The following is a 25,124-nucleotide window of genomic DNA, read 5'->3' as shown; positions in this document are numbered from 1 at the left end:
GGGATCAGGGGATTTCGTAGTCCGGCATGGGGAATCCCCAGCGCTGGAAGATCTTCTTGAGTTCACCGCTGCGGTAGAGTCTTTCCATGCCCTCATCATAGAGTTTCATGACCTGGGAGCCGCGCTCCGAGGTGTTGAACACAGGGTGGTAGGAGCGGGTTCCCACGGTTTCAATTCTGAAGTCATCCATGTCCATGGGAATCGTGTTGCTTCTGATGGAGTCCTGAATGAAATTCAGGTCATCCAGATAGAAGTCGACCCTGCCAAGAATAACCATTCCCAGGCCTGATGTGCCGGATTTGACCTCGCGCACTTTCATGGGCACCGGGATATTCGATTCGTCGTAATAGCCGATGCGCCACGCGATGGAGCGATCTTTCATGCTTTCAGGAAAGTTCCAATCGCCGATGTTTTCGCGGTTGAAAAATGCATAATAGCGTCCGGCGTACATGGGGTATTTGGCCAAAATCAGGGAGTGTAGTGGCTTGTCGTGGCAGGTCATGAAATCGGCCTGCCCGGTGCGGACCAGATGGTAGGCACGTTCCGAAGGCACGTATTCCCGGTGGATGCGGATGCCGTATTGCGCGAAGAGTTTATTGAGGATTTCGTGATAGAGCCCGGTCCCGTCGCGGTTGGTAAAGCCTTCCCACGAAGGCCCGACAACGCGGATTTCGGGGATGTCGGTTGAATCAACGGCTTGGGAAATCTGCGTGGAGACGGACAGGAGGAGGGCGGCCAGCAGCAGGCCCAGAACATAGCGCATCGGTTTCTCCCTGAGATGAGTCTTTCGTTTGGCGGGGTTTTGCGTCTTGTGTTGTGCAAACCCTGACAAATTCCTTGATGACAGACCGTAGCACGTCGTTGTGCACTTGTCAGGACATCAGAGACTGATTTTTAGGAGAAAAATAATCAAATTCCGCCCCTTTGATGTAAGGGGCGGAATGGAATCAGGCAAATATCTTGTCCGGGACATAGGCGTGGGTGCCCTCGATGACGGGGATTCCAGCCTTGACCTGGATTTTTGTGATGATGGTGTCGGCTTCGGGACAGTGGTCGCTGATGCAAGGGCCAACGTGTATTGCCGTGGGCCGTTCGTCCAGAGGCATGTTCCACAGCTTGACCTGGATCAGCCTGGTGACGATGCTGGCGCCCGGGCAGCCGCCACAGCTCAGGATTCCCATGACTTGCGCTTCCTTGCCCTCATATTGCTTGAATGCCCCTTCCCGGCGGTTGAAGGCCACAAGACAGCGCGAGCAACCAATGCAGACATCGTCCATGGTGTTTTTGCATCCGATGATCAGAATCTTTTCCATTGTGGTTCTCCCTGTTGTGAATCGATCGAAATTCAGGCGCATAATGCGCCCTGATTGCTGGGTCGAAGTGGGAAAATGCAGGAAGAGTGCCTGGTTTTTAAGTGCAGTATTTCAGCTTGTTGGGAGAATCGAAGGGGCGAGTAAGTACTTTGTTCAGGCGAGGGATGAGTCTTTTTTGAGTGGATAAGGGGGATTTTGAGTGGGCTGTATGGGGCGAAAAGACTCAAAGCGCGCCGTTCATGAACAGCGCAGGTGGGCCCAGCTTGCTTATGGTTGAGACCTCTCTGCCAGAGTACACCTGCGGGAAGGAGTTATTGACTGACGGGTGCGCTCCTGATGGTGCCGGGTTGGCCCTTGGTCGCTGGCTTGTAGATGATGGTTCCGCTGGACTGTTTGCCCGGGGCGGTTTGGCCTTGAGAGCCCTGAGCAGAAGGCGCTGCTTCATCTGAAGACGGCGGGGAGGTCTCTACGGATTGCTCCGGGGCATTGGCGGGAGCGGAGGCGGGGGTGTCCATGGACACCAGCGCAAAGGCCGGGGCTGCGGCCAGTAACAGAATAGCAAGTGTCAGGGCGGTGATGGTTTTCATAGTGGTCTCCAAGTGATTTGGGCCGTACTCGATCTAATTGTAAAACAGGAAGCGGTAGGTCAGGTCATCCAGTGTTGCCCCATAGTTGTATGGGTCCGAGTATGCACGCCATCGCCACCCTCTGCGTTCATAGCTGTAAGTGATCATGCGTCCTGCGGCGTGAAAGGCAATTTCCGGTCTGTTGCCCGGCCAATTCGTGATACTGGCTGGCCACGATGCCGAATTGGGCGTGAGGAATTCCTGAGTGCGGATGGTGGCCCCATCAGACAGGATACGGATGTCTGCCGCCGCGAGAGCAGTACTGTTGATGGCAGTACTGTTGACCGCGTCCCATGTGCAGGGGCGCAGGGTTCCGTCCACTCTATACGTAGGGGCGGACTGGATATGAGTGAAGAAGTCATCAGTAATGGCCCAGTCACCAATGGTGTAGGGTGGCCAACTGGGGAAGGCGTGTGTTCTGCTGCTGTCCCATTCGGTCTGGTAGCGGCTGCGGCCGCGTTCGCCGTTTCCTGCAATAATGTCGTAGGGCAGAGTGTCTGGAGTACGGGCCACAATGCTCGGTATTTGATACGAAGCGTCGCCATAGAAGACCTTGATCCGGTTGACCTTCTTGCCCTGCACGAATTGCTCTTCCACGCGCACGAGCAGGGTTGTGTTATCACTGATAATACGGCCGTCACCACTCCATTGCTTGGGATAGGCGGCCAGGTCGTCTGTGACCTCCTTGTAAGCCAACCACTCGCGCCGTGAACCGGCCTGGCGCCAGAAGACCAACAGGATGTTGTCGTTCTCGGTGATATTCAGAGGGCGGCTACCGCCTTCATATTCTGGAGCCTGCTGCCATCTGGAGATCGTGGAACCTTGTCCCGGGGGCTTCAGTTCATTGGGAATATGATCGCCTACCACGCCACTGGGCAGAGTGGTTTCGGTGGGGTCGATGTATTTCATGAACGAGAAACCGTAGAAATTAGTGTTGCTTCCAGACCGATGGTAACGCACCAGCACACCATTCATGCCAAAGGGCAGCTTCCAAGCCGTGGAGAGCTTGACCTGCACATCATAGGACAGGCGGGTGTCCACCTTCCAACGATCACTGAAATCGGTTTCGCGTCCCAGGCGCAGTGTATGCTCACAGGGGGTGTTGACCCAGGGATTCTCGCACAGGCTATGGATGGCGGCGTAATAGGTGTGGTTTCCCTGCGATGCCGTATAGGCTTTGATGGCAACAACGTTGTCGCCGTCGGAATCCGTGAGATCGTTGGCATTGAAGTCACTGACATCATACATCAGGATGGTCGGCCCTGCGGCGTCGGCATCAGGGTCGAGCTCCGCAGCATTCTCGACGGGAGAGTCGTAGTACGCCAGCACCTTGGTGGCCGTAGTTCCGCCCGTGGTCACGCGACCAATGGATTGGAAGCCATAAGTCTTGCGCAGGATCAGGGTTTCGCTTTGAAAATCCGCCAGCGAGAACGTGCCGGACTCCGGCTCAAGGCCGCTTAATGTGACCGAGCCGTTGGCTTCCACGGTCAGGGTACGGTAGGTGTATGTCTTGTCCTCGCCATAGATGGCAATGCGCCCGTTGTGGGCAGGAAAGTTGTCCATGGAGGATGGCAGGCCACTGACAGCATCTGCATTGCCGGAAACCCCGTTGCTGGTCTGGTTGGCGATGCCTACGAAGTCCAGGTCCGCACTGGCATCAATGGGGATCGTGCCCGTGGGCGGGGTGTAGGTGAAGGTCACATACTGAGTGCCACCTGCTCCGGTGCTGATGGACCCGGCACTTGCCAGAGTCACGGGGATGTCGTTGCCGACTTCGTCCTGCACACTGATCATGCTCCCAGCAGGGAAATCGATGGTGGAGGAGCTGAGGTCTTCCATATCCTGCAAGGGGATGTTGCCGATAGCCTTGGCGACGATGGTGTTGGTGCTTGCATCGTGTGACGCGACCTGGAAGCCGTAGGAAAAGACATTGAGGTCGAATTGTTGGCTCCCATCGCCAGTCAGGTTGAAGGTCTTGCCCGAAACGTCCTCAAGCATGTCGCTCTTGTCATCGGTTACTGCGGATTTGTTGTATTCCGCCGCAACGATGCGGATGCCAGCCTCGGCGGCATAGAAAGCCTGACGGGCCGTTGCAGAGTGGGCCTGCTCCACATGAGTGGTGGAGATGAAGCCGGACATGGTGGCGGTCACGGCACCCAGAGCCAGGAGCGTGAAGACAACCATGAGCAGGACGGCGCCACGGGGTCTTGTGTTGATGCTGGTAAGGTTCATCATTGCGCGACTCCGGTTATTGCAACTTGGGTGCGTTGAGGTTGGAGGAGTTGCGAGGGTTCACCGTGTGGGTGAAGGCAAGGGAGTTTGAATCCAGTGACTCCATTCTCAGGGTGATGGTGACTTCGTAGAGATCGTCGAACCCGTCTGCCGGGGTCCATGTATTGCCGTTACCGTCACTGTAGGTAAACAGGGTTTCGCCCGAGGCGAATGAGGCCAGATCATCGACCAGTGTGAACTGGCCGTTCATGGCGATGGTCGATCCTGAAATCTCAAGGGAACCAGCTTGGCCATTGTGGTCGATGTAGAAAAAATGGGTGCCATCGATATTGCCGCTATGAGCCTGATCGATGTCTTGGATTTCGGTGAGTTCCACGTGCATGCGAGTCAGAGCCAGACGCGCCTTTTGCGCAAGAGACGCCGTCTGGTAACTCTGCACGTACTGCTGAACGCCGTAGACCAAGGCGTAGAAAAAGGCCGTGGCGACGATGGTGGTCAGAACCAACGCAGAGATCAACTCGATCAATGTGAAGCCAGGTTTGCGTTGCTTTTTCATGCCATGACTCCGACTACTCGGTGAAATAGGCCGTGATGCTTTGTCCGTTTTTGGACATCTGCACCTGGCGGACGTTGCTGAAGGTGTATGATCCGTCCGTTGCACCAACGGAGATGGTCTGGGTCGTGATGGTCACGTCGTTGTCCGAGGCCCAGTTGGAGAGCAGGCTGTTCAGGTTCAGGGAATCTTCGCTAAGCTCTTCGCGGTATTCACTGACCAGTTGTTCGACCTCGCGCATGGTATCGTATTGCACATCGACCATGCTCACGGTCTGTGGCCCCATCTTTAGGATGTTTCCCACCTGAATGAGCAACAGGCACATGGAGAGACCAATAACCAAAGCAAGGACAACTTCGAGCAGGGTGAATCCTGTGCGCTGTCTCAGAGGGCGTGTTTTGGTCATTGTTTTCTCCGGGTTGATATCTGCGATTGCTTTGACAGTTGAAGTGCTTTGGCAGGCCTAGGGTTGTTCCCAAATGACAGGAGCGATTGTTGCGCTCCCCTGTCCCGAATTATAGTTTACCGTAATAGTGATGGTGTCTGCCCCCGCATTGGCAGCGAAGTCGGGAGCTTGAAATTTTACGGAATCGTAGCTGACGTTGTTTGCGGCATTGGTCGCAATATTGCTTACTGTTGCACCACCGCCAGCTAAAGTCGGGTCAAGGACAAGCCTTGCATGTTCGATGCTGCATTGCGAAACTGCAGCGGCCATCACGCCTTCAAGTGATGCTGATTCGGCATTGTCGCGGAGGGTAGCAAAGCGCGGGATGGCAAATCCTGCAATAATCCCCAGTATGACAAGCACGGCAATGAGCTCAATGAGGGTAAAGCCTTTGCACTTCGTGTGTTGGAGTTGGCTCATGGTACAAATCCGGTGGTGGGGATGACAGTGATTGATTCGGTAATGGTTGCCCCTCCAGAGGTCGTCGTGAGAGCCAGGGTCAAAGCTGCGTTTATTGCTGTATTCTGGGAGCTGTCTCTGTAGGGCACCCCCCATTGGTCGAAGGAGATGGTGAAGGCGGGAACATTGATATCTGATGGGGGTGCGTAATTGATGGTTGAAACTCCCGGAAAAACGGGCGTCTGTGCTGCTCCAGCCCCCCTGAAGAGATGGTACTGGCTACCTGTCGAGATGATACCGTAGGGGATGTTTTCCCCCATGGCCCGGGATTGGGCATAGCGTAAGCGGATGCGCAACAGGTCGGCTTCCTTGCGGATGTCGTTGTCGTCGTTCAAGGCCAGCATAGCCCCGGTCATCAACATGCCGAAGATCACCAGCGTGGCGACAACTTCAAGCAGTGTGAATCCCGATTGGCAATGAGCTTTACGCATTGTTTTCTCTTGGTTGGGTTACCGGGTGCGGCTTTGCCGCACCCGGTGAAACGGTTTCGTTTAGGGCATGGTCCACGTGTAAACCTTGGGTGTAGCCGTGCCGCCCGTATAGGTGACGGTTGCAGTGACAGTGGTGTCAGTGCTTGCCCAAGCGACGGAGTACTTGACGGTGTCATACTGCATGTCTGCGGCAGCTGCAGTGGCAATGAGAGCGCAGGTCGGAGTGGTTCCGGCCATGGCCAGGGAACCGTATTCGATGCTGCACTGGGACAGAGCCGCTGCACCAACACCGTCCATGGAGGCAGCTTCAGCGTCCGTCCGCAGATCAGCGTATTTTGGGATGGCGAATCCAGCCAGGATACCGAGGATTACCAGTACGGCGATCAGTTCGATCAGGGTGAAACCGCTTTTTTTCCTCTTGTTGTTCTGAGTCATGAGTTGCTCCTTGTTGGGACCGTCGGAACGGTCATTTGTTTGTTTTTCCATATATTTTGACCCTCTTGTTATTTGGGCAGCAAGGGGGCGATTGCATTATAATCCTGTCATCTTTGTGAGTTCGAATATGGGCAGCATGATGGCCAGGGCAAAGAACCCCACCACGCCAGACAGACTCAATACCAGGATAGGACCAATCATCTCGGACATTCTACCTACGGAATATTCAACTTCGTAGTCATAGTGGGTGGCCACTTCCTGAAGCATGCCGTCTAGATTCCCGGATTCCTCGCCGATGGCGATCATGTTGATGACCATGGGCGTGAAATGTTTGCTTGATTGCAGGGGCCCTGAGATTCCGCGGCCTTCCATGAGCTTGGACTCCAGATTGTCGAATTCGCGAGAGATGGCGGCGTTGCCGATGGTGCGCGAGATGATGCTCACGGAATTCAAAACACTGACACCGCTGGACTGGAGGATGGCAAAGATACTGGAAAAACGGGCCATGGCTGCTTTCCGTAATACTGGGCCGATGATCGGGATTCGTAAGAAAAGTGTGTCGCGTTGAAAGCGTCCCGTCGGAGTTTTGCAATAAATGGCCAGGCCAGCAATAAATGCGATGATGCCAAGGACGCCGACATGCCAATAAGCAAAGAGCATTTCGCTCATGGTGATGCATAATTTTGTAGGCCAAGGCAATTCAATGCCCGCACCAGCAAAGAGAGTCACAAACTGAGGGATGACGAAACCCAACAGGAAAGTGAAGGCGCCGAGCAAGGCGATGACGACGATGATGGGATAGGTCATCGCCGACTTGATCTTGCTCTTGACCTTGTGCTCGTGGTCGATGAGGTAGGCCAACCGTTCCATGACGTCGGACAGGTTGCCGCTGACCTCTCCGGCCTGGATCATGTTGATATAGAGTTCAGAAAAGCATTCCGGGTGCTGGGCAAAGGCCTGGTGCATGGTTGAGCCCAGGCGAATGTTTTGGGACATCTTGATCACGGCATGCTTGAGCTTTTTATTTTCGCTCTGCTGTTCCATGACATCCAGAGCCCGTGTTACGGGCAGGCCCGCATCCAGCATGGTTCGTAGTTGCTTGGTGAACAGCATCAGCTCCGGGGCTTTTACCTTGGCCAGCTTGCGGTTGATGGCCTCAAGCCATTCTGGCTCATCGCCAGCGTCACTCTTGCCGCCCGCCTTGACGTTCTGCGGGATGTAGCCCTTGGCGGCAATGAGTTGCATGGCCTGGGCTTCGTTTTCTGCGGCAATGGTGCCTGTCACGGGCGAACCGCTGTCGGTGATGGCCTTGTACTTGTAATTCATTGTACCGACCTGCCTAGATCAACACCGCTGAAGCGGCTTCTTCAAGGGTGGTGATTCCGGCGATGACCTTGGACGCCCCGTCTTCCTTCAGCGTACGCAGAATGCCAGCTTTCACGGCCGCTCGGGTGATTTCCCGTGCCGAGGCCCGCTGCATGATCATGGACTGGACCATGTCATCAATGGGCAGAATCTCGAACAGGCCCACTCGGCCCAGATAACCAATCTGGTTGCACTGGGCGCAGCCTCGACCGCGGTAGAAGGTATGGCCGTTGGGGGAAATGCCCATGGCTTCCAGAGCGGCGGTGGGAGGTTCGTAGGCTTCCTTGCAGTGGGGGCAGACCTTGCGGATCAACCGCTGAGCAACAGAAACCAAGAGGGTGGAGGCCACCAGGAAGGGCTCGACACCCATCTCTGTCAGACGGGTGACGGCCCCGGCTGCGTCGTTGGTGTGGATGGTGGATAACAGGCGGTGGCCTGTGAGCGCGGCCTGCACGGCGATGCCCGCGGTCTCTGCATCACGGATTTCACCGACCATGATCACATCCGGGTCCTGGCGCAGGATGGAACGCAGACCGCTGGCAAAGGTCATGCCCGCTTTCTTGTTGAGTTGCACCTGCCTGATCTTGGGCACTCGGTATTCCACCGGGTCTTCCAAGGTAATGATATTGATGTCCGGCTGGTTGATGCGCCTGAGCACCGCATACAGGCTGGTGCTCTTGCCGCTGCCCGTGGGGCCGGTGGAAAGGATCATGCCGTATGGCCGCTGCACTGCGATCTTCAGTTTGTCGCGATCTTCCTCGATCATGCCCAGATCATCCAGGGTCAGCCCGGACCCGTTTCTGAGCAGCAGTCGCAGGATCATGTTTTCGCCATAGATGGTGGGCAGGGTCGAGGCACGTACATGCACTTCGCGCTTTTCGTAGTTGAACGAGAAGCGTCCGTCCTGTGGGATCATGGCGGTGGCGATGTCCATGTTGCCCAGGATTTTCAGGCGCGAGACAATGGGCAGAAAATATTTCTTGGGCGGAGCCGGGACCTCGCGCAATTTGCCATCCACGCGGAAGCGCAGCTGGACGTAGTCCTTTTCTGGGCTGATGTGCACATCACTGGCTCCGTCGCGCACGGCTTGGGAGAGAATGGAGTTGACCATGCGCACCACCGGGGCCTCGTCCGCCATTTCCTGAAGCGAGGACACCGTGAACTCGGATTCTGTAGCGGACATTGCGTCTTCGGTTTCCACGCCCCCGTCGTCCACGCCCTCCATGACCTGATCCAGGTCCGAGGAGATGCCGTAAACGGAATAGCAGAGGCTTTCGAATTCCTTCTCCGAGCAGATCAGTGGTTCCACTTCCAGCCCTGTGTGAATTTCCACAGCGTCCAGGGCGTCAATGTCCATGGGGTCTGCCGTGGCTACATACAGCAGGCGGCCCTTGCGGCTGACCGGGACAACCAGATGTTCCTGCACCAGTTCCAGCGGAACAAGCTCCGCCACCGCGATATCAAAGGGATGAGTGTCCGAGTTGTAGCGCAGGATGTTCATCTGGCCGCTGATCAGGTCCAGGATGGTGTGTTCCTTGACCACGGCGTTATGCACCAGATATTCGCCAAGCTTCATGCCGCTCTGCTTCTGACCGGGCAGATGCCCCATCAGTTGCTCCTCGGTCATGATGCCCGCTTCCACGAGCATTTCGCCCAGTCGTTTTCTATTGGTGATTCTCATCGTATTTCCTTTGACCTGCTTCGCAGGATGAAACTCGTTTGCCCATGGCTTCTTACCATTGTAATCGGACCAGTGCGTTGCCGCTTGCCAGTGTGGCTCCAGGCAGCAGGTTTTGCGCCAGAATCCGGCGTGCCTCGTGTTCCGAAAGACAGGGCTCATCAGAGATTATGGCAAAACGGCGCGAGCCTGCGGCGTCCAGATGGGGCAGTATCCGGGGCTTTGTCTCTTCGGGCAGGGTGCGCCAGATTTTGATGGCCTCGCTCAATTCCGGTTTGTCGTCCAGTTGGACCCAGTAAGCAGGGGCTGTACCAACTTCCATCGTGGGGAAATTTACTCGCTGCCCGACCTGGAGCAGGTTCGGGTCGGTCATACCCGGGTTGGCCTTGAGTACCGTTTCCAGCAGGCTTGGATCGAACCGGCCATAGATGGCCTTGATCAATGAGGAAAGACTCTCATAACGGACTGCGGTCACCTGGCCTAGCAGCATCTGTATGAACGGTTGTTCGACGATGTTTTCGGGTGAAGGTGGCGTCGCTTCGCTAATACTTTGCGGCGGCACTACCTCGGCAACGGGTTGAACAGTCACGAAACGTTTGGGTTGTTGGGCTACAGCAGGTTTTTCGGCATGTTTCGGGAGTACAGGCTCCGGAATTGGTGTCCGGGCTACTGCCAGGGCTGCTGGATTGACCTGTTGTAAGGCGGGGATAATTACCTGCTGAATCCGTGCGTGCAGCACTGGGGCATATGTCTGAAGACCGAACCACAGGGCAAGGGCCATTGCTGCCGCTACAGGCAGGGCCAGCCAGCGTCGTGTGGTTTTGGGAGCCAGTTCGTTTCTGCGGGCACAGGCCCGGACCAGTTTCCAACCGGCCTTGCGCTTTTCCTTCATGATCAGACCCAGCACCACCTTGTGGCAGAGGCGCACGATGCGTCTCGGGTAGCCACCAGTGGTTCGGTGCAGGGCCAGATAGCCCAGGGATGTAAAAATTTCGGGCGCGCGGTAGTCGGCCTTGGCTGTGTCCAGGCGGTGGCGGACCATGGCTTTGGTTTCGGACAGGGATAACGGTTCCAGTCGGATCAGGTCGTTGACCCGGTCCGCGAGGTTGGGCATGGCGGTGAGCATCTCGCTGAATTCGCTCTGGGCAAAGATCACGATCTGCAACAGCTTGCGGTCGTTGGTCTCGTAGTTGAGCAGTTCACGCAGGACTTCCAGACAGTGGGGAGGCATTTTCTGCCCTTCATCCACCACCAGCACCATGATTTTTTCCTGATCCAGTCCTGCTGTCAGGATGGTTTCCTTAACGGCCTCTTTGAGCTGCCAGTCACTGAGTCCTTCGGTCTCCGAGCCGCAGAAGATTTCGTGCAGCACCACCAGCAATTCATGCGCAGAGGAGAACCCTGGGTCCAGCAACAGACGGGCGGTGACGGATTCGTCTTCGTCCAGAGTGCGGATCAACTCTCGGCACAGGGTGGTCTTGCCGGTCCCCACTTCGCCCAGCACCACGGACAGACCACGCCGCAGCCGGAGCGCAATCTCCAGTTCGTGCAGACAGCGCTCGTGTCCCTGCGACCGGTACAGAAAGTCCGGGTCGGGTGAGTTGGAGAACGGCTCCATCCTGAGGTCAAGAATTTCGAAGTAGTTCATGGTGTGCGCGGCTAGTTGTCGCTGTCCTTTTCTTCCAGTTCCTTGGCGATGTCGTCGTTGATGTCGGTTTCGACTTCTTCCAGGGTCTTCTGAACCTCGCCGGGAATCCATTCGGCCAGGATGGTGGGGGTGATGAAGATCAGTACCTCTTCCAGCTCTTCGCCCTTGCTTGTGCTACCGAACAGATGTCCCAGCCCGGGGACGTCTTTCAGGTAGGGCAGTCCTGCGCCCCCTGAGGTGTTCCGGGTTCGCTTCAGGCCCGAAATGACAACCGTTTCACCCGAGCGACTGATGAGGCTGGTCTCCGTGGCTTTCTTGATGATCAGCGGGTTGCCCTGCACGGTACGGGTGAAGTCCACCTCGTCCTTCTTGACGTTGATGTCCATGCGCAGGTTCACGCCGTCGATGACATGCGGGGTGATTTCCAGACGCAGGGTGGCGTCCTTCCACTCCACCTCGTAGTTGCCGGCTTCGTCGATGGTCACGAAGGGTACTTCTTCACCGTTTTCGGTGTAGGCGGTCTGGTTGTCCAAAGTGGTCAGGGATGGGTTGGACAGGATGTTCAGCTTGCTGTCCTCTTCCAGGGCGCGCAGTTGTACTTCCAGTACATTACCGCTTGCCGTGACGTATGCCAGCCCCAGTTGCGCGCCAATTCCGTCATCGTTGGGGATGTTACCGGGGAAGTTCATCGCATATGCGGAGCCGGTCGCACCAGGGCGCGTATTATTGAGCGTGGGATTTGCAATTCCCGTGTCGACATCTCGGTTGTCAGCACCACCACCGGCTGACCAAGCCCCGCTTTGGTTGCTCGAAGCATACCCACCACCCCACTGAATACCGAGGTCGCGGGCGGTGTCGCTGGAGGTCTCCACAATGTAGGCCTTGAAGTGGACCTGGGCGCTGGGACGGTCCAGCTTGTCCACCAACTCCGCGAACCGGACCACATCTTCCTTGACGGAATGGATGATCAGCGAGTTGGTGTGTTCCACCACTTCCACGGAGCCGCGGGGATTGCCCTCGGCGTCCTTGGCCAGCAGTTTTTCCATATCCTCGCGCAGTTGTTCGGCGTCGGCGTAGTTGATCTTGATGGCCGTGGTCACCAGGGGTTTGCGGTAGCGGATCTGGTCGAGCTTCAGGTTCTTTTCCATGTCCTCGGCAGTCATCACGCGCAGGATCTGCCCTTCCCATTCCCAGGCAAGGCCGTGGGTGCGAGTCAGGCCCTTGAAGACTTGGTCCCAGGGCAGGTTCTCGACGTTGACGTTGATGGTGCCGGCCACACCGGGGCTGACCATGATGCTCTGGTTGGCAATCTTGCCCAGAGCGCGAAGCACGGCCACGACGTTGGCGTTGCGCATGTCGAGACCACCGATCATCACCGAGGGCAACTCGCGCTCAGGTTCCAGCTCGATATCCTTGGCTACGAGATCGCTGGGGGCTACCCGTTGCGGCGGTGAGGGGCTGTGGCCTTTGGACTGTTCGGCCATTTCCTTCCATTTTTCGTAGAAGGGGTCGCGCTCGGTCGTGTCTTTTTTACAGCCGGCAATAGCCAACAGGCAAAGGCACAGCATGGCGGTCAGGACGATTCGGGAGATGTTGGCAACGCGCTTATTCATTATTGTTGTCCTCGACAAAGGTAATGATGTCTTCCTGAATGGGGATGGCCACCTTGTCCGCCACACCGGTCTCGGCGTTGCGGCCCTCGAGGGTGACGTGGTCGGGAGCGATGGACAACAGCGTATAGCCGGTCTCATCCACGAGTTCCCCTTCTGTGTATTCGGAGGCATTGATGACGGCGAACTGATTGCTGCCAATGCTCATGTAGCCGCTGTAGGTGAAGCGGGAGTCTCCCTGGCGGGCGGAAGATTCGGCTTCAGCCTGCGTGGGGTCGCGCTTGAGCAACGGATCGGGCGAATGCTCACCGCCGAGCAAGGCGATGCGATGTTCTTCCACCTCGGTCAGGGCGTTTACTTCGGAGGCTTTTTGCACGCCTGCCACGAGTTCCGCAAAGTCCTTGGTGGTAGTGCGGGGTGCGGTTTGGGCCGTGTCTCCGCCGATGAGAGTAAATACGGCGTAAACCAGAGCCAGTCCCATTAGGACTAGAAGTATTGCTTGACGCTTGGGCATCGGGTTCATCCTCGGGTTTTGGGTCGCTATTCCAGCGTCAGCCAGGCTTTGAGTTGCATGTTTGCCTGGGCGCGGTCCTCGCGGATGGTGATCTGTTCGATATGCGCGAGGCAGGACAGGGCTCCCAGCTCCAGAAGCAGATTCTGCTGAGCCTCCATGGGGCCCTGGAATGAACAATCCACGGAGATGGTGTTGCTACCAGTGGCAATGGAAGACGGGTCGGGGACAATGGCGTTGGCCATAACGCCCAAATCGCTGGCCAGTTCACGCAGGATGGAAGAAATTTCGGTGATTCTGTCCTGAGTCAGGTGTACTTCCCGTTCATCCGGGATGCCTGTGGGCAGTCCCTTGTCCAGCTGGACCTTCATCTTTGCGTAGGTGGGCATCAGGGCGTTGTGGCGTTGCATGGCGTGGTTGCTTTCTTCAATGTCCAGCCGCTTGCGCTCGACATCCCGCTGCTGCGGAATGATGGCTGCCAACACGAGCAGAATCAGCACCATGGTGCAGATGGCCAGCTTGACCAGAATCTGTGGGGGGATGGAGATGGATTTCATGATGTATCCCCTAGCTCATGTTGATGTGAAGGATGAATCGCAGGACATCGCCTCTGGCTCCCAGGCGCTCGACTTCACGCTTGTGCACCACGGGAGAGCTGAACAGGGGCGAGTGTTGAAGGCGAGCGAGATACGTTGCCAACTTGGCGTCGAACATTTCGGGAGCGCCCTGGACCACCCCGTCAAGCACCATGATCTTTGGAGACTCTATAGTGGGCTTGGATTTTTTCTTTTCGTCTGGATCGGGTTTGGACATGGGCGGTGCGCCGAGCTCAAGGCCCATGGAAATCAGGCGGACGCCCTCGGGCGTCAGGTTGCCGAGTTCGGTGATGGCCGCGAGGCCTTCGTATTTCGTGCTGAGGTCTTTCAAGCGTTTTTGCTGCTTGCCGACGCGGGTGGCCATGGTCAGCAACAGGGGTTCATCCACCTGAGGTGAGAAGGAGGCCAACACGGTCTGGTAATTGTCCAGTTCGGTCTGCAGATCTTTTTGGGTGTTCTGTTGCCAGAGCCAGGTCGCGGCCAAGACAAGAACCAGCGCCAGAAAGACGCCATAGACCAGATTGCCCTGGTGAATGATTTGCCTGTCCTTGTCTTTGTCCTTGTAAGTATGCAGCAGGTTGGGTGTTGCATCGGAGTCGCACAGGGCCAGTCCGCAGACGAGGTTGAACTCCAGGCGGCTGGAGGATTCGTCGGGTACGCTGGGTGCGCCAGGTTTGGTCCCCAGTGTGCCCAGCGGGTCCAGCAACACGCATTCAATACCCAATTGGGCGGATAGTACATCCAGGAAATGGCGGTTGGTGCAAAGGTCTCCGGAGAAGAATATCTTCTGGACCGGTGCCCCATTCAGGGAATTCATATGGTGCCCGAAGGTGCGCTCAATTTGTCGCACGAGGCGAGACATGGCCGGGCCTGCCAAATCAATCAGGGCCTCGGCGCTGAGGTCTGCCCCAGGGGTGCCTGCCGGGATTTCCCTGTTGAGCAGGATTCCCAGCAGCAGCGCGTGGGCCTGTTCCTCGTCGATGGGTGCGCTGGGCTGCTTTGGCGTGGCGGCAGGGGCGGGTTCTGGCTCGGCGGAGGGCGCCGCTTCTGATTCTGTGGGCGCCGGGCTAGTTGTGTCGGCGGCGTCGATCTCAAACTGGTATTCCAGCTCGAAGACAGGTTCGGGTGCTTCTGCGGTCGCAGGCGTCTCGTCGATCTCGATCTCAAGTTCGATGGGAGAGGGTGCTTCAATTTCGGCTGGAGCGGCTGCTTCAGGTTCCGGGGGAGTGGTGAGTCGTCTGTTGTAGGCATCGGCCAATTCTGAAACCAGGCTTGAAGTTCCTGTGTTGACTCCACGGGACAGGACAAGATCACCCTCTGAGAACAGATCGATGCGCGACCAATTGCGACCGATGTAGATGGCAGCGCAGACTTCGTCGCAGCCCGAGATCAGTTCGGACCGGAACAGGGACTGGAGGGCAATGGGGGAGATGGTTACACCAGCGAGTTTGATACTAGCGGCTGCGAACAGAGTCTTGGCCTTGTCCAATACCTCTTTGGGAACCACGTAGACCAATGCCTGAATCTTGGGCACTCCCTTGTCCATGACTTCGCCCTGAATCTCGTAATCCATGACCATGGAGTTCGCATCGAAGCTTTTCTCCTTCATGGCGGTCCAGTATACGGCCTCGGATAATTTGGACTTGGGAACCTTGGGGACCCGGACGTGCCACATCTCTGCCTGGGCCGTGGAAACCAGCGACCAGATCTGGGCCTGCTTATCCGATCCTCTGAATTTTTTGATTTGGTTGGTCAGGAACGCAGCAAATCCCGGCGAGTCCGGCGTGACGCCGGTTTCGAAGGGGACGCTCCAGAACCCGGAGAGTCGGGGGCCTTGATCGGTGCGTTCAATCCTCACTAGGCGAAGGCTGTCCGGCGCAATATCCACGCCGATGGCTGCGCTGTTGCCCGAGCGACGTTTCTGACCAAGCCGGAATCCGGATTGGCTGAAGCTTTTGCTACCGGTTTGCTTGCCAGGGATTGCTCCGTCATTTTTGCCTTTGATGGCTTTAAGGAGCTTCTCTGTGGAAGACGAAGAGATAGAAGGCGACAAGCATTTCCCCCCAATGCTAATGGCTCAATGGCGACCGCCATATACGGTCCACTGCCGCTTTGGTCCCTAAACCTCTGGCAGTGTTGTCTTATCTACACAGTCTGCTAGGAAACTCCTTGCGTTACGTCAATAGGGAAGAACCAGATTTCTTGTGGGGAGCGATCTGGGGATAACTGGGGGTATCTCCTGCGACCACTGGGGGTAAAGGGGTTTTTGGGGTGCTCCTGTCTGTGGTGGCTGTTTTGGGCTGTGGAATACTCTGTATGTGATAACCAAAGAGGAGGGTTTTCCCTTCCATTGAGTTGAGGGTTTTTGGACAGTGTTTTTTCTTGCATTCCATTTTGATTCGTCAACGTGTAAATGCTCCACTTATGGGGCTTCAGGAATGCGTGTCATTTCAAACGAGGACTATGGGTGGGCGAGGTGAGACCGATAATAAGGAGCGAATACTCATGCGGTTGATTGTGTCGATGATGATGGTCTTGTTGATGGTGCCTTCGACAATGGCTGGTGAGTTGGCTGGAGTGGTGATGCCTGACGATGTGCAGGTTTCGGGCAAACGGTTGCAACTCAATGGGTTGGCGTTGCGTAAGGTCGTCTTTTTCAAGGTTTACGTGGGGGGGCTCTACCTGCCCGAGGCCATGACCGATGGTCAACAGGTGCTCCAGTCCGATACGCAGCGACAGGTGGTGATGCATTTTCTGCGCAACGTGGGGCGCGAAGATCTCAATGAGGCCTGGCTGGAAGGATTGGAAGCGAATACGCCCCAGGCTTCGGTCCAGCTGAAGGTGCAGTTTGAGACCCTGTGTGCCTGGATGAGCGATGTTGCAGAAGGGGACAAGCTTGTTGTGACCTACGAGCCTGGAACTGGAACTCGTATTGAGGTGAAAGGCGACGTCAAGGGAGTGCTGCCAGGCAAGCCTTTTGCTGATGCGTTATTCTCCTGCTGGATTGGTCCCAACCCTGGCCCGGGAAAGGCCTTCAGGGAGGCGATGCTCGGAGGCTGATGAATCCTTCGCTACTCTGGTGCATCTGTCTTGTCGCCGATTTTGAGCAGCTTTTCGCGCAGGAGATCAAAATCTAGGGGTTTTGGAAGATAGTCATCCATGCCCGCCTTGAGGAATTGCTCTCGATCTCCGACCAGCGCGTGGGCGGTGAGGGCAATGATCGGGATTTTTGTCTTGGCTCCCAGGCTATTGTCTGCACGGATCGCCTGGGTTGCCTGGATGCCGTCCATGATGGGCATCTGGATATCCATGAGTACGCAATGGTAATCACTCTGTTTCAATTTTTTGATAGCTTCCCTGCCGTTTTCGACCCCCTCGGCGTGGTGTCCGAGTTTTTTCAGGAAATGGGCGATGGCGGTACTGTTGACGCGGTCGTCCTCGGCAAAGAGAATTCGAAGTTGGCGTGGGGCAGGGAGTGACTGACGGGGTTGAATTTCCGGCTCTGTCGATTCACAGGTTTCGCAATACAAGGGAACGCTGAAATAGAACGTCGTCCCCTTGTTCACTGTGCTGTCCACGGCCAGCGTTCCCCCCATCAGTTCACTCAGGCGCCTGACGATGCGCAGTCCCAATCCAGCTCCCTGATAGGGCCGGGTCAAATCAGATTGCACTTGGGTGAAAGCATCGAATATGCTGTTGATTTTGTCATCGGGGATACCGATGCCCGTGTCCGCAACCTCGAAGAGCAGACGGCACTGATCAGGTCCGGGGGGGGTGAGTCGGGAAATCCTGACGCGAATGCTCCCGGACATCGTGAATTTTAAGGCATTGCCCAAGAGGTTGAACAGCACTTGCCGGAGCCTGGTGGCATCACCTTCCATGGTGTCCGGGATGTCATTTTCGAGGAGAATGCTGAATTCCAATCCCCTGTCTTTGGCAATCAGGTCGAAGGTCGCACGGATGGATTCCAATAATTCGCTGAGCTTGAACTTATGCCGAAGCAGATCTGCTGCCCCAGCTTCAATTCTGGAAAGATCGAGCAAGTCCCCGAGGAGCAACGTCAGATTTCGCCCGCTGGCCAGCGCGCTCTCGATGTATTGAGCTTGTTCCTTGTCCAGACCGGTTGTTTCCATGAGTTGCAGCATACCCAGGATACCGTTGAGTGGTGTTCGTATTTCATGACTCATATTGGCCAGGAATTCCGTTTTTGCCCGGTTGGCATCCTCAGCGGATTGCATGGCCTTTTGTAATTGATTTTCTGCCTTTGTGCGTTCCGTGATGTCGTGGATAATGGAAAAAAGCAGCTGTTTGCCTTTGACTTCGATGGGGCCGGAGAAAACTTCGACATCGCGTAATTCCCCGGAAGACAGTTTGTGTTTGAGAATGAACTGCAATCGGCCATTTTGCTCTGCCTTGGACATGAGCTCCCTTATTTGCTCCTGGGGCATAGGATTGATGTCGGGGACAGTCATGGTCTTTAGCGTGTCCCGTTCATAACCGTAATAGCGTTCGGCCGCAGGGTTGGCGTCGTAGATTTCACCTGTTTGAGGGTCCACCATCAGCATGACCGAGTGACTGCTCTCAAAGAATGCCCGGTATTGCTCTTCGCTTTCGCGAATGGCTGCTTCGGCAATTTTTTGTCTGGTAATGTCCTCAAAGGTAACGCCTAATCTGTCGCCTGGCAGAAAGAAAGTTCGGACCTTGTAAGCGCCCTTGATGCGGCTGTCCTGATAGCTAACTTCTTCGGTGATGTAGTCACGTCCGGTGCGGATGGGGGAGAGGAAGGACTCGGTAATGCCCATGCGGTTGGCGTGGGGCCAGAGTTCATTGAATTCCTTGCCTTTCCATTCCGTAAGGGTGATTTTTGTCAGTTTTTCGGCCTCGGGGTTGGCGTATTCCAGATAGAGCCGGTCAGGTGGTTGGTACTGGTAGATGAACAGGCCTGCCGGAATATGCTCGACAACGTCCTTGGAAGTCTTGGAGATGTCTTCGTGAATGCCTCGCTCCAGAGCGATGGCGATTTGTTCGGAGCATGCGGCCAGTAATTTTACCTCGGTGTCCGAGTAGGCATTTGCCTTGGTGTAATGCTGAACAACCAGGGTGCCAACAGTCTCGCCTTTAACCCGAAGCGGGAGTCCCAGCCATGATTCCGGCAACTCACCATGCACATGCAAATCTCCTGCAGCTATCATCTCCAGCATTTGTTTCTTGCCGATGAGAACAGGCCGTTGTTCACGCAGGGGCATCAGCGACAGTCTTTTGTTTTCGGGATCAAAGATGTCTTCCACAACCGGGCAGGAATCGATGGTCTCATCGCGGCAATAAATGAATTCCAGCGTCTGCCGCTGCTTGTTGATCATGGCGACATAGAGATTGTCTGCATCCATTTCCTGGCGCAGCAGGTCGTGAATGGATTCCAGCAATTCTTCAGAGTTCTTTGCTCGATTTGCCTTGCTCAGAATTTCGAAGAGCAGGTTTTGCGTGTATTCACTTTGGTGCAGTGCCCGTGTGCGCAATTCCTCGGATCTTTTGCGTATGGAGATATCGCGGGCAATCCCCATGATGGCATCGCTTCCCTCGTACTGAAACTTTCGGGCACTGACTTCCACGGGGATGCGAGTTCCATTCTTGGCAACGTGGATGGTTTCGAAGATGGCGGTAGGTGTAAGGCCATAGCGATTTGCGACAGAGGGGACCAGAGGCTGAATCTCTGGCGCGTCAATGTCTGTCAGAGACATGCCCAGCATCTCTTCGCGGGTGTAGCCCAGGCGTTTGCAGGCGGCCTCGTTGACATCAATGAATTGGCCTCGTGTTCCATCCGGGAGAACGGGGAAAACAAAGACAGCATCCTCGATGCCGTCGAAGAGTACACGGAATTGGCTGTTCTCATGCGACAGAGATTTCTCCAAGGCCCGAATACGCTCCTTGGCAGAGCGCAATTCGTCCAGAGGTTCCTTGTGGATTTGTTTGTTTGCAGGCGCTGTCATGTGTATCCGTTCGCCGTCAATGACGGTTGTAAAATGTTGTCGCAAATGGATAATGGTTGCGAATCTTACACCAAAAGAATGATGGTGCGCCAGTCCTCTGATGAGCTGGTGGTGGGAGTGTGGCTATTCGCTGTCGATCGAATTGGGAGAGTCGAGGCGTTGCGGGCGCAATGCACCATGAGTAGGTGAATGAATCCAGGCTACTCCCGGATGTAATTGTCTATTACACGGGATACTTCGCCTTCTTGGAGCAAATTGGTCAGCTCGCGTTCTATCTGTGGCTCCAGGTTATTGTGCCGTGAATGCTTTGAGATGGCAAAATGAACGCCGTAGGCGTCGGGGGGAGTGTACGCTGCTCTCTCGAACATTCCAGAATAGCCTTCGGTGATGATTTGGTAGTTGAGATTGGTCTCAATGCCAAGGATGGCACTGACGCGGTTGTTTTTCAGCATTTCTAGTAGTTGTGTCTGCTGAGTAACCTCGACGCACTGGATTTGCGGGTCAATATGGAGCCGTTCGAAGATATGAGCCCCCTTGACCGTTCCGATGATGCTTTTGTTAATATCGGGATACGATCGAATGAGGTCTTTGTTTCCTTTCTGAACATAGAGCACGGTCTGCTGGATGGCGTACGGTGGCATGATGTAATGGCTGAATTCCAGTCGCTCTTTGGTCAGGGCAAAATTGGTGATGAGATCGACTTGCCCATCCTTCATCATGCTGACGCAACGCTTCCAGGGGCATGCAACAAATTCGAACCTGATATTCAGCTTTTCGCCAATTCGGTTCAGGATATCGGCGTCAATTCCCGAGACTGATCCGTCTTCATTGATGATCTTTCATGGCGGGTAGTGGGCCATGGCGACTTTGAGGGTTGTCTCCTGAGCGTTGGTTCCTGTGCTGAAGAGGAACGCAATGGTGGCAAGTGTCAGAATTGTGTATATTTTTCTGAGGCAGATCCTTTGGAATGATTGCATTTCCATGGATAGATACCTGTAGTGAAGCTGCATGATTTTTCAAGACGCTACGCGCGTCATGGCTGATGGTTTGCCATGCATGATAACTCACTCTGGTCTTGAGTGCCATATCCATTTGAGAACCGTGTGCTTCTTTAGCCTGCGCGCTTGCGAAAGACGTTTGACCTGCTGGTAAACGATTCTTCTGGTGATCTGTTTCCAGCGGATTTTGTGGATCCCCTACAGGGATTCGATGATGGTTACCGAGTTTTTGATCTTGAGGTTGCCCCGGTACTTCTTGAGGTAGGTGATCGCCACGCTGCTAACCTCTTCTCCCTTTGACATCACCTTGATGGTTTTCTCATTGTTGCTCATGAAAACGTCTTCTCCCAGAATCATTCCTTCTTCCAGCTTTTCAACGGAAATATCGCGCATGTGGTATTTTGCGGCACTTCCCATGATCCTGCCCAGTGCGGAGATGATGGAGGGGTCGTGAACCCCTCGCATATTCTTGAGCTTCTTGTAGGCTTCGCCTTCGGAGACGGAGGTCCCTTTCAGCTTGTCGAAATCCAGCACGACCCGCAGGATTCGGGCTCCCAGCGGGATGATGTTTTCGCGCACCTGGTCGGCCGGATAGCCCATGCCGTCGTATCGTTTTTCCTGATAGGCGATGATTTCCGCTGCTTTTTCCAGCCGCGGGATGTTGGCGATGAGCTTTTTGGCAACATCCACATGTCCACAAAACAGGTTGAATTCTTCGGCACTGAGTTCGCGGTTTTTGTTGATGCGGGCCAGGATCTGATCGGGTACGGCGATGTAACCGATGGATGACAACAGCGCAGCCGTCTCCGTGAGCCAGGGGTCTTCATCATTTAGAGCCTTGGCTAACTGTCGTACGTAAGGAATGATGCGCGAGGTGCGGCCAAAGACCTCCGGGCGAAGAAGGGCGAGAATCTCGCACAGCATCTTCACGCTACCCCGCAGGGTTTTCTCCGTGAGTTCTTTTTCGGCCAGGATCAGGCTGTATTGCTGGATGGCGCTGTCCAGCACGTTGATCAGGGTTTCGTTTTCAACGGGCTTGGTCAGAAAACGGAAGATTTGGCCCTTGTTGATGGCCGTGATGGCAGTTTCCAGTTCGGCGTAGCCAGTGAGCATGATGCGAACGGTCTGCGGGTGTTGTTGGTGGACCTTGATCAGGAAATCCATCCCGTTCATGCCCGGCATCTTGAGGTCCGACACAACGACAGCGAAGGGGCCTTTGGCGCCCAGCATTTCAATCCCCTGCTCAGCACCCGTGGCGATGGAGACCTCATAGTCTCCGCCCAGTGTTCGTTCGAACGAGGTCAGTATTCTCTCGTCGTCATCCACAAAGAGAATTTTCTTGTTCCCCATGGTCGTTTGCCCCTTGGCTGATCGTGGACTTATGGAAATCAGCATAAATGGTCTCAGAGTCTGGAAGTTCACCAATACCATGAAGTTGTGGTGAACAGAAGTGGGGCGGGGTGATTATTTGGAGTGGGTGGAGCAGCGGAGGGGCTTGAACGGATTGTGCGGGATGTCGTTGGCAAAGAAAAGGGCCACGGTGAGCAACCGTGGCCCTGCGTATTCTTATGGTGCGCCAGGGAGGATTCGAACCCCCGGTCACTGGCTATAAAGGATGGCTGCTCCGAGTCGGTGTTTTGGGTCTGTTAAGTCGTTAAGGTGTTCAAGAGACACACGTCACGCATGAAATCCGGCGTGCGTTATGGCTGGGCTTGAGGTCGACGGAGAGGGGGGCTCTGGTCTTATGCTCAATCTATGGCGCTACAAGTAATTCAGCGACCTCATCAATATCAGCATCGAATGAACGCTCTGGAGCTTGAAAGAGTCTAGAGGCTTCTGCAGCGGCCAGTGGTATTTCCTGAAGAAGTTTCCGGGAAAAAGATCTGTCCAGGCGTACCGTGGGAACAGAACAGCTGATTGTGGCAATGATTTTTCCTGAATCATCAAAGACAGGTGCTGCAATGCATCGTAGCCCTTTGAATAATTCCTCAAAATCCAATCCAAAGCCTTGTTTGCGGATGGATTCGATTTCTTTGTAGATGATGTTTATTTTGTCTGTGTTGACGTCAGCGTTGCTGCGTCGCAATTCTTTGATGAAATTTCGCAGTTCATCTTCTGGCAGGAATGACAAAAAGACCTTTCCTGATGCAGAAATATAGGCAGGGAAAGATGTTCCAATTATTGAATCCATCTGCAAGGCATGGCTTGACGTTATTTGATGGACGACGACCATGTCCACACCGGAAAGAATACTTAAGTTTACAGTCTCATTAACCTTATTTCGCAGGTTTTGTAGGATTGGTTGCAGCAATGATGTGATGTTGCTTTGTGAAGCAATTTGCTTGCCCAATTTGTGAAACTTTAATGTCAGTGCGTAAGCCCCACCGCGTTCAAGCTGCTGTACATAGCCAAGCTCTTCCAGAGTCCGCAAGATGCGTTGCAAGGTTCCCTTCGGGATCGAACACGTCTCGTTGAGCGTCTTCAGCTTCCAGTTGCTTTTAGTCGCCATTGTCTCAATGACGAAAAGAGCCTTTTCCAAAGATTGCATCATGTAATATTTATCATTCTGTGACATTGTATCCCCGGAAAATATATTCTGCTGTTGCTTTAGGATTGTAGATCGAAATTCATATGCCCCTCATTGGTTGTGAGGGGCATATGAATGTTAGTTGCTTTTCGTTTTATTGTCTAGCCAATCGGGTTTGTCTAATAGGTATATCCCCTCTTTCACTAGTGAAATACACATTGCAAAAGTAAATAGCATCATGGGGAATCCGGCAAGGGATATTAAGCCGCGAACGGGTTCGATCCCTCCGCATATGCACAAGACATAAGCAATAAGTCCGGTGACAATACCCCAGATGATCTTGAGTTTTTTAGGAGGTTCTTCACTTGCACGGACGCCTTTAGTCGATATTATTGCCAAGGTTGCAACCAAAGAGTCTGTCATGGTTGCAAATGAAAATACAATAGTGACGACAAATATACCCATCAGGATTTTACTGAAGGGGAATTGCGAGAGGAGAATGTATACCATGGACTCCATGCCAAATTCGTGAATGCCGGACCATACATCGACAAGTCCGCTCCATTGGAAAAAGACTGCCGTTCCTCCAAAGGTGGCAATCCAGAAATGGCAAAAGATTGTTGGAGGGATAGTATTTACGAGTATAAATTGTCGGATGGTTCTTCCTTTCCCCATACGAGCCAGGAAGTGCCCCAGTAGTGGGGCAAAGATGAAAAAGATTTCCATATATGGGACGAGCCACTGCATGGGCCATTTGTCATTGATCTGCATTGTGTTGAGCAGCGTGCTATTTCGGAAGAAATTATTCGCAAAATAGCCGAATGATTCAACTCCAATCCCCAGAATGAACAGTGTTGGCCCCATGAAAAGAATGAGAGCCATAAAAAAGAAAAAAGCTTGTGTGGTTCCAGAGGATAGGATGCGCATCCCTTTTTTCAGGCCGGAATACGATGACAGGACATAAATTGGAATGATGATGGCTGCTGCGGCAGCCCAGGTCCATTGGCCAGGGGTGTAATCAAAGATATGGCCTGTTCCGCTTCCTATCTGCATGAGACCGGCCCCCATGCTGGTGGCGATGGCGCAACAGAGAGAGAAGAGGCAGATTGCGTGTACTGTTGGGGCCACGACAGGGCGCCATTTTTCTGGGAAAATGGCATACATACCCGCAGCTACTGATAATGGATACTGACGGTTGAAGCCTACCAGGGCAATCGCTACGCCGCAGATGGTATAAAAACAGTATTGGGCGATGGTCCAATGCAGAGTGGTTTGAGCGATGGCAAAGACTCCGGCATCTTTGGATCCTGGCGTGATGTGCAAGCTCAATGGTGGTTGCATCATATGAAAGATGGGTTCACCCATGGCCCAAAAAAGTATTCCAATGCCGATGCATCCGCAAAGGGATAGAGCAAACCACTGCCAAAAGGTAAACTCGGGTTTGGCGTCTTTACCTCCTAGTCGTATATCTCCAATGGGAGAAAAGGCGATCCCGATGGTAAACATGACAATGATGATTCCCAACGAGACTTCAAGCCATCCGAAATTGAAATGTATCCATTCCTTGGCTGTGTTCAGGATTCCCGCCAAGCCTTCCTGATATGTCAGGCCTAAGGTGATTCCAGCTATCAAGAGTATGAATCCGGGCCAGAAGGTATAGTGGTTGAGCTTTCTTCGGTCGTCCAATGTCTTTACCTCTGGCATAATCAT

The 25,124-nt window shown here is 54.4% G+C and carries 22 protein-coding genes; 1 reads left to right on the top strand and 21 read right to left on the bottom strand.

All coding sequences use genetic code 11. The annotated features are described in order from the left end of the window. Window positions 1-4: 4 nt before the first annotated feature. The 16 genes from EL361_RS09010 to EL361_RS08940 all read right to left on the bottom strand — a co-directional run bounded on the left by EL361_RS09010 (window position 5) and on the right by EL361_RS08940 (window position 15,955). Complete coding sequence (locus EL361_RS09010) at window positions 5-763, bottom strand: substrate-binding periplasmic protein (RefSeq protein ID WP_126378699.1); 759 nt, start codon at window positions 761-763, stop codon at window positions 5-7. 184 nt (window positions 764-947) lie between these two features. Next, the gene (locus EL361_RS09005; RefSeq protein WP_126378697.1) at window positions 948-1,313 is read right to left on the bottom strand and encodes a CGGC domain-containing protein; all 366 of its coding nucleotides are present in this window, start codon (window positions 1,311-1,313) and stop codon (window positions 948-950) included. Window positions 1,314-1,624: 311 nt separating this feature from the next. Continuing rightward, window positions 1,625-1,900, bottom strand: a complete 276-nt coding sequence (locus tag EL361_RS09000) for a hypothetical protein (RefSeq protein ID WP_126378695.1) — start codon at window positions 1,898-1,900, stop codon at window positions 1,625-1,627. A gap of 33 nt (window positions 1,901-1,933) precedes the next feature. Continuing rightward, window positions 1,934-4,174: a hypothetical protein gene (locus tag EL361_RS08995; protein ID WP_126378693.1), complete on the bottom strand. Its 2,241-nt coding sequence runs from the start codon at window positions 4,172-4,174 to the stop codon at window positions 1,934-1,936. Window positions 4,175-4,187: 13 nt separating this feature from the next. Further along, entirely contained in the window at window positions 4,188-4,727 is a 540-nt protein-coding gene (locus EL361_RS08990) for a prepilin-type N-terminal cleavage/methylation domain-containing protein (protein ID WP_126378692.1), read from the bottom strand. A gap of 13 nt (window positions 4,728-4,740) precedes the next feature. Continuing rightward, window positions 4,741-5,130, bottom strand: a complete 390-nt coding sequence (locus tag EL361_RS08985; protein WP_126378690.1) for a type II secretion system protein — start codon at window positions 5,128-5,130, stop codon at window positions 4,741-4,743. Window positions 5,131-5,187: 57 nt separating this feature from the next. Further along, complete coding sequence (locus EL361_RS17325) at window positions 5,188-5,589, bottom strand: prepilin-type N-terminal cleavage/methylation domain-containing protein (protein WP_126378688.1); 402 nt, start codon at window positions 5,587-5,589, stop codon at window positions 5,188-5,190. Then, window positions 5,586-6,059 (bottom strand): pilus assembly FimT family protein, encoded by a 474-nt coding sequence (locus EL361_RS08975; protein WP_126378686.1) that lies wholly within the window; start codon window positions 6,057-6,059, stop codon window positions 5,586-5,588. The genes EL361_RS17325 and EL361_RS08975 overlap by 4 nt, the downstream gene beginning before the upstream one ends. A 60-nt stretch (window positions 6,060-6,119) precedes the next feature. Beyond that, window positions 6,120-6,545 (bottom strand): type IV pilin protein, encoded by a 426-nt coding sequence (locus tag EL361_RS08970; RefSeq protein ID WP_232034745.1) that lies wholly within the window; start codon window positions 6,543-6,545, stop codon window positions 6,120-6,122. Window positions 6,546-6,590: 45 nt separating this feature from the next. Then, window positions 6,591-7,820, bottom strand: a complete 1,230-nt coding sequence (locus EL361_RS08965; protein ID WP_126378684.1) for a type II secretion system F family protein — start codon at window positions 7,818-7,820, stop codon at window positions 6,591-6,593. Between the two features lie 13 nt (window positions 7,821-7,833). Further along, window positions 7,834-9,540, bottom strand: coding sequence for a GspE/PulE family protein (locus EL361_RS08960; protein ID WP_232034744.1), 1,707 nt, complete (start codon window positions 9,538-9,540; stop codon window positions 7,834-7,836). Between the two features lie 52 nt (window positions 9,541-9,592). After that, complete coding sequence (locus EL361_RS08955; RefSeq protein ID WP_172961687.1) at window positions 9,593-11,185, bottom strand: AAA family ATPase; 1,593 nt, start codon at window positions 11,183-11,185, stop codon at window positions 9,593-9,595. Between the two features lie 11 nt (window positions 11,186-11,196). Next, window positions 11,197-12,798, bottom strand: coding sequence for a type IV pilus secretin PilQ (pilQ, locus tag EL361_RS08950; RefSeq protein WP_172961686.1), 1,602 nt, complete (start codon window positions 12,796-12,798; stop codon window positions 11,197-11,199). After that, window positions 12,791-13,309, bottom strand: coding sequence for a hypothetical protein (locus EL361_RS17070; protein ID WP_172961685.1), 519 nt, complete (start codon window positions 13,307-13,309; stop codon window positions 12,791-12,793). Before EL361_RS17070 ends, pilQ begins: the two co-directional genes overlap by 8 nt. A gap of 26 nt (window positions 13,310-13,335) precedes the next feature. Beyond that, window positions 13,336-13,863: a hypothetical protein gene (locus EL361_RS08945; RefSeq protein ID WP_126378678.1), complete on the bottom strand. Its 528-nt coding sequence runs from the start codon at window positions 13,861-13,863 to the stop codon at window positions 13,336-13,338. A 10-nt stretch (window positions 13,864-13,873) separates the two neighbouring features. Continuing rightward, entirely contained in the window at window positions 13,874-15,955 is a 2,082-nt protein-coding gene (locus EL361_RS08940) for a hypothetical protein (RefSeq protein WP_126378676.1), read from the bottom strand. Window positions 15,956-16,407: 452 nt separating this feature from the next. On the opposite strand from EL361_RS08940, the gene EL361_RS08935 reads away from it, so the two are divergent. Then, window positions 16,408-16,962, top strand: a complete 555-nt coding sequence (locus tag EL361_RS08935) for a chalcone isomerase family protein (protein WP_172961684.1) — start codon at window positions 16,408-16,410, stop codon at window positions 16,960-16,962. An 11-nt stretch (window positions 16,963-16,973) separates the two neighbouring features. Here EL361_RS08935 and EL361_RS08930 read toward each other — a convergent pair whose 3' ends face one another. The 5 genes from EL361_RS08930 to EL361_RS08910 all read right to left on the bottom strand — a co-directional run bounded on the left by EL361_RS08930 (window position 16,974) and on the right by EL361_RS08910 (window position 25,118). Then, complete coding sequence (locus EL361_RS08930; RefSeq protein WP_126378672.1) at window positions 16,974-19,889, bottom strand: PAS domain S-box protein; 2,916 nt, start codon at window positions 19,887-19,889, stop codon at window positions 16,974-16,976. Between the two features lie 200 nt (window positions 19,890-20,089). Beyond that, a complete protein-coding gene (locus EL361_RS08925) occupies window positions 20,090-20,671 on the bottom strand; it encodes a substrate-binding periplasmic protein (RefSeq protein WP_232034921.1) in 582 nt (193 codons plus the stop codon). Window positions 20,672-21,085: 414 nt separating this feature from the next. Next, window positions 21,086-22,237: an HD domain-containing phosphohydrolase gene (locus EL361_RS08920; protein WP_126378668.1), complete on the bottom strand. Its 1,152-nt coding sequence runs from the start codon at window positions 22,235-22,237 to the stop codon at window positions 21,086-21,088. A 403-nt stretch (window positions 22,238-22,640) separates the two neighbouring features. After that, window positions 22,641-23,462, bottom strand: a complete 822-nt coding sequence (locus tag EL361_RS08915; protein ID WP_126378666.1) for an IclR family transcriptional regulator — start codon at window positions 23,460-23,462, stop codon at window positions 22,641-22,643. A gap of 90 nt (window positions 23,463-23,552) precedes the next feature. Continuing rightward, a complete protein-coding gene (locus tag EL361_RS08910) occupies window positions 23,553-25,118 on the bottom strand; it encodes a BCCT family transporter (RefSeq protein WP_172961683.1) in 1,566 nt (521 codons plus the stop codon). Window positions 25,119-25,124 lie beyond the last annotated feature (6 nt).

It is taken from the genome of Desulfovibrio ferrophilus, assembly GCF_003966735.1.
GTDB lineage: Bacteria > Desulfobacterota > Desulfovibrionia > Desulfovibrionales > Desulfovibrionaceae > Desulfovibrio_Q > Desulfovibrio_Q ferrophilus.
The sequence above is the reverse complement of the archived record's forward strand: the minus strand, read 5'-3'. Positions and strand labels throughout refer to the sequence as shown.

Excerpts from the sequence above, each read along its gene's own strand:
- EL361_RS08935 (WP_172961684.1), top strand. The coding sequence starts at position 16,408 with ATGCGGTTGATTGTGTCGATGATGATGGTCTTGTTGATGGTGCCTTCG.
- EL361_RS08990 (WP_126378692.1), bottom strand. The coding sequence starts at position 4,727 with ATGAAAAAGCAACGCAAACCTGGCTTCACATTGATCGAGTTGATCTCT.
- EL361_RS08985 (WP_126378690.1), bottom strand. The coding sequence starts at position 5,130 with ATGACCAAAACACGCCCTCTGAGACAGCGCACAGGATTCACCCTGCTC.
- EL361_RS17325 (WP_126378688.1), bottom strand. The coding sequence starts at position 5,589 with ATGAGCCAACTCCAACACACGAAGTGCAAAGGCTTTACCCTCATTGAG.
- EL361_RS08915 (WP_126378666.1), bottom strand. The coding sequence starts at position 23,462 with ATGTCACAGAATGATAAATATTACATGATGCAATCTTTGGAAAAGGCT.
- EL361_RS08965 (WP_126378684.1), bottom strand. The coding sequence starts at position 7,820 with ATGAATTACAAGTACAAGGCCATCACCGACAGCGGTTCGCCCGTGACA.
- EL361_RS09010 (WP_126378699.1), bottom strand. The coding sequence starts at position 763 with ATGCGCTATGTTCTGGGCCTGCTGCTGGCCGCCCTCCTCCTGTCCGTC.
- pilQ (WP_172961686.1), bottom strand. The coding sequence starts at position 12,798 with ATGAATAAGCGCGTTGCCAACATCTCCCGAATCGTCCTGACCGCCATG.
- EL361_RS08975 (WP_126378686.1), bottom strand. The coding sequence starts at position 6,059 with ATGCGTAAAGCTCATTGCCAATCGGGATTCACACTGCTTGAAGTTGTC.
- EL361_RS09000 (WP_126378695.1), bottom strand. The coding sequence starts at position 1,900 with ATGAAAACCATCACCGCCCTGACACTTGCTATTCTGTTACTGGCCGCA.
- EL361_RS09005 (WP_126378697.1), bottom strand. The coding sequence starts at position 1,313 with ATGGAAAAGATTCTGATCATCGGATGCAAAAACACCATGGACGATGTC.
- EL361_RS08945 (WP_126378678.1), bottom strand. The coding sequence starts at position 13,863 with ATGAAATCCATCTCCATCCCCCCACAGATTCTGGTCAAGCTGGCCATC.
- EL361_RS08995 (WP_126378693.1), bottom strand. The coding sequence starts at position 4,174 with ATGATGAACCTTACCAGCATCAACACAAGACCCCGTGGCGCCGTCCTG.
- EL361_RS08960 (WP_232034744.1), bottom strand. The coding sequence starts at position 9,540 with ATGAGAATCACCAATAGAAAACGACTGGGCGAAATGCTCGTGGAAGCG.
- EL361_RS08930 (WP_126378672.1), bottom strand. The coding sequence starts at position 19,889 with ATGACAGCGCCTGCAAACAAACAAATCCACAAGGAACCTCTGGACGAA.
- EL361_RS08910 (WP_172961683.1), bottom strand. The coding sequence starts at position 25,118 with ATGCCAGAGGTAAAGACATTGGACGACCGAAGAAAGCTCAACCACTAT.
- EL361_RS08920 (WP_126378668.1), bottom strand. The coding sequence starts at position 22,237 with ATGGGGAACAAGAAAATTCTCTTTGTGGATGACGACGAGAGAATACTG.
- EL361_RS08955 (WP_172961687.1), bottom strand. The coding sequence starts at position 11,185 with ATGAACTACTTCGAAATTCTTGACCTCAGGATGGAGCCGTTCTCCAAC.
- EL361_RS17070 (WP_172961685.1), bottom strand. The coding sequence starts at position 13,309 with ATGCCCAAGCGTCAAGCAATACTTCTAGTCCTAATGGGACTGGCTCTG.
- EL361_RS08970 (WP_232034745.1), bottom strand. The coding sequence starts at position 6,545 with ATGGAAAAACAAACAAATGACCGTTCCGACGGTCCCAACAAGGAGCAA.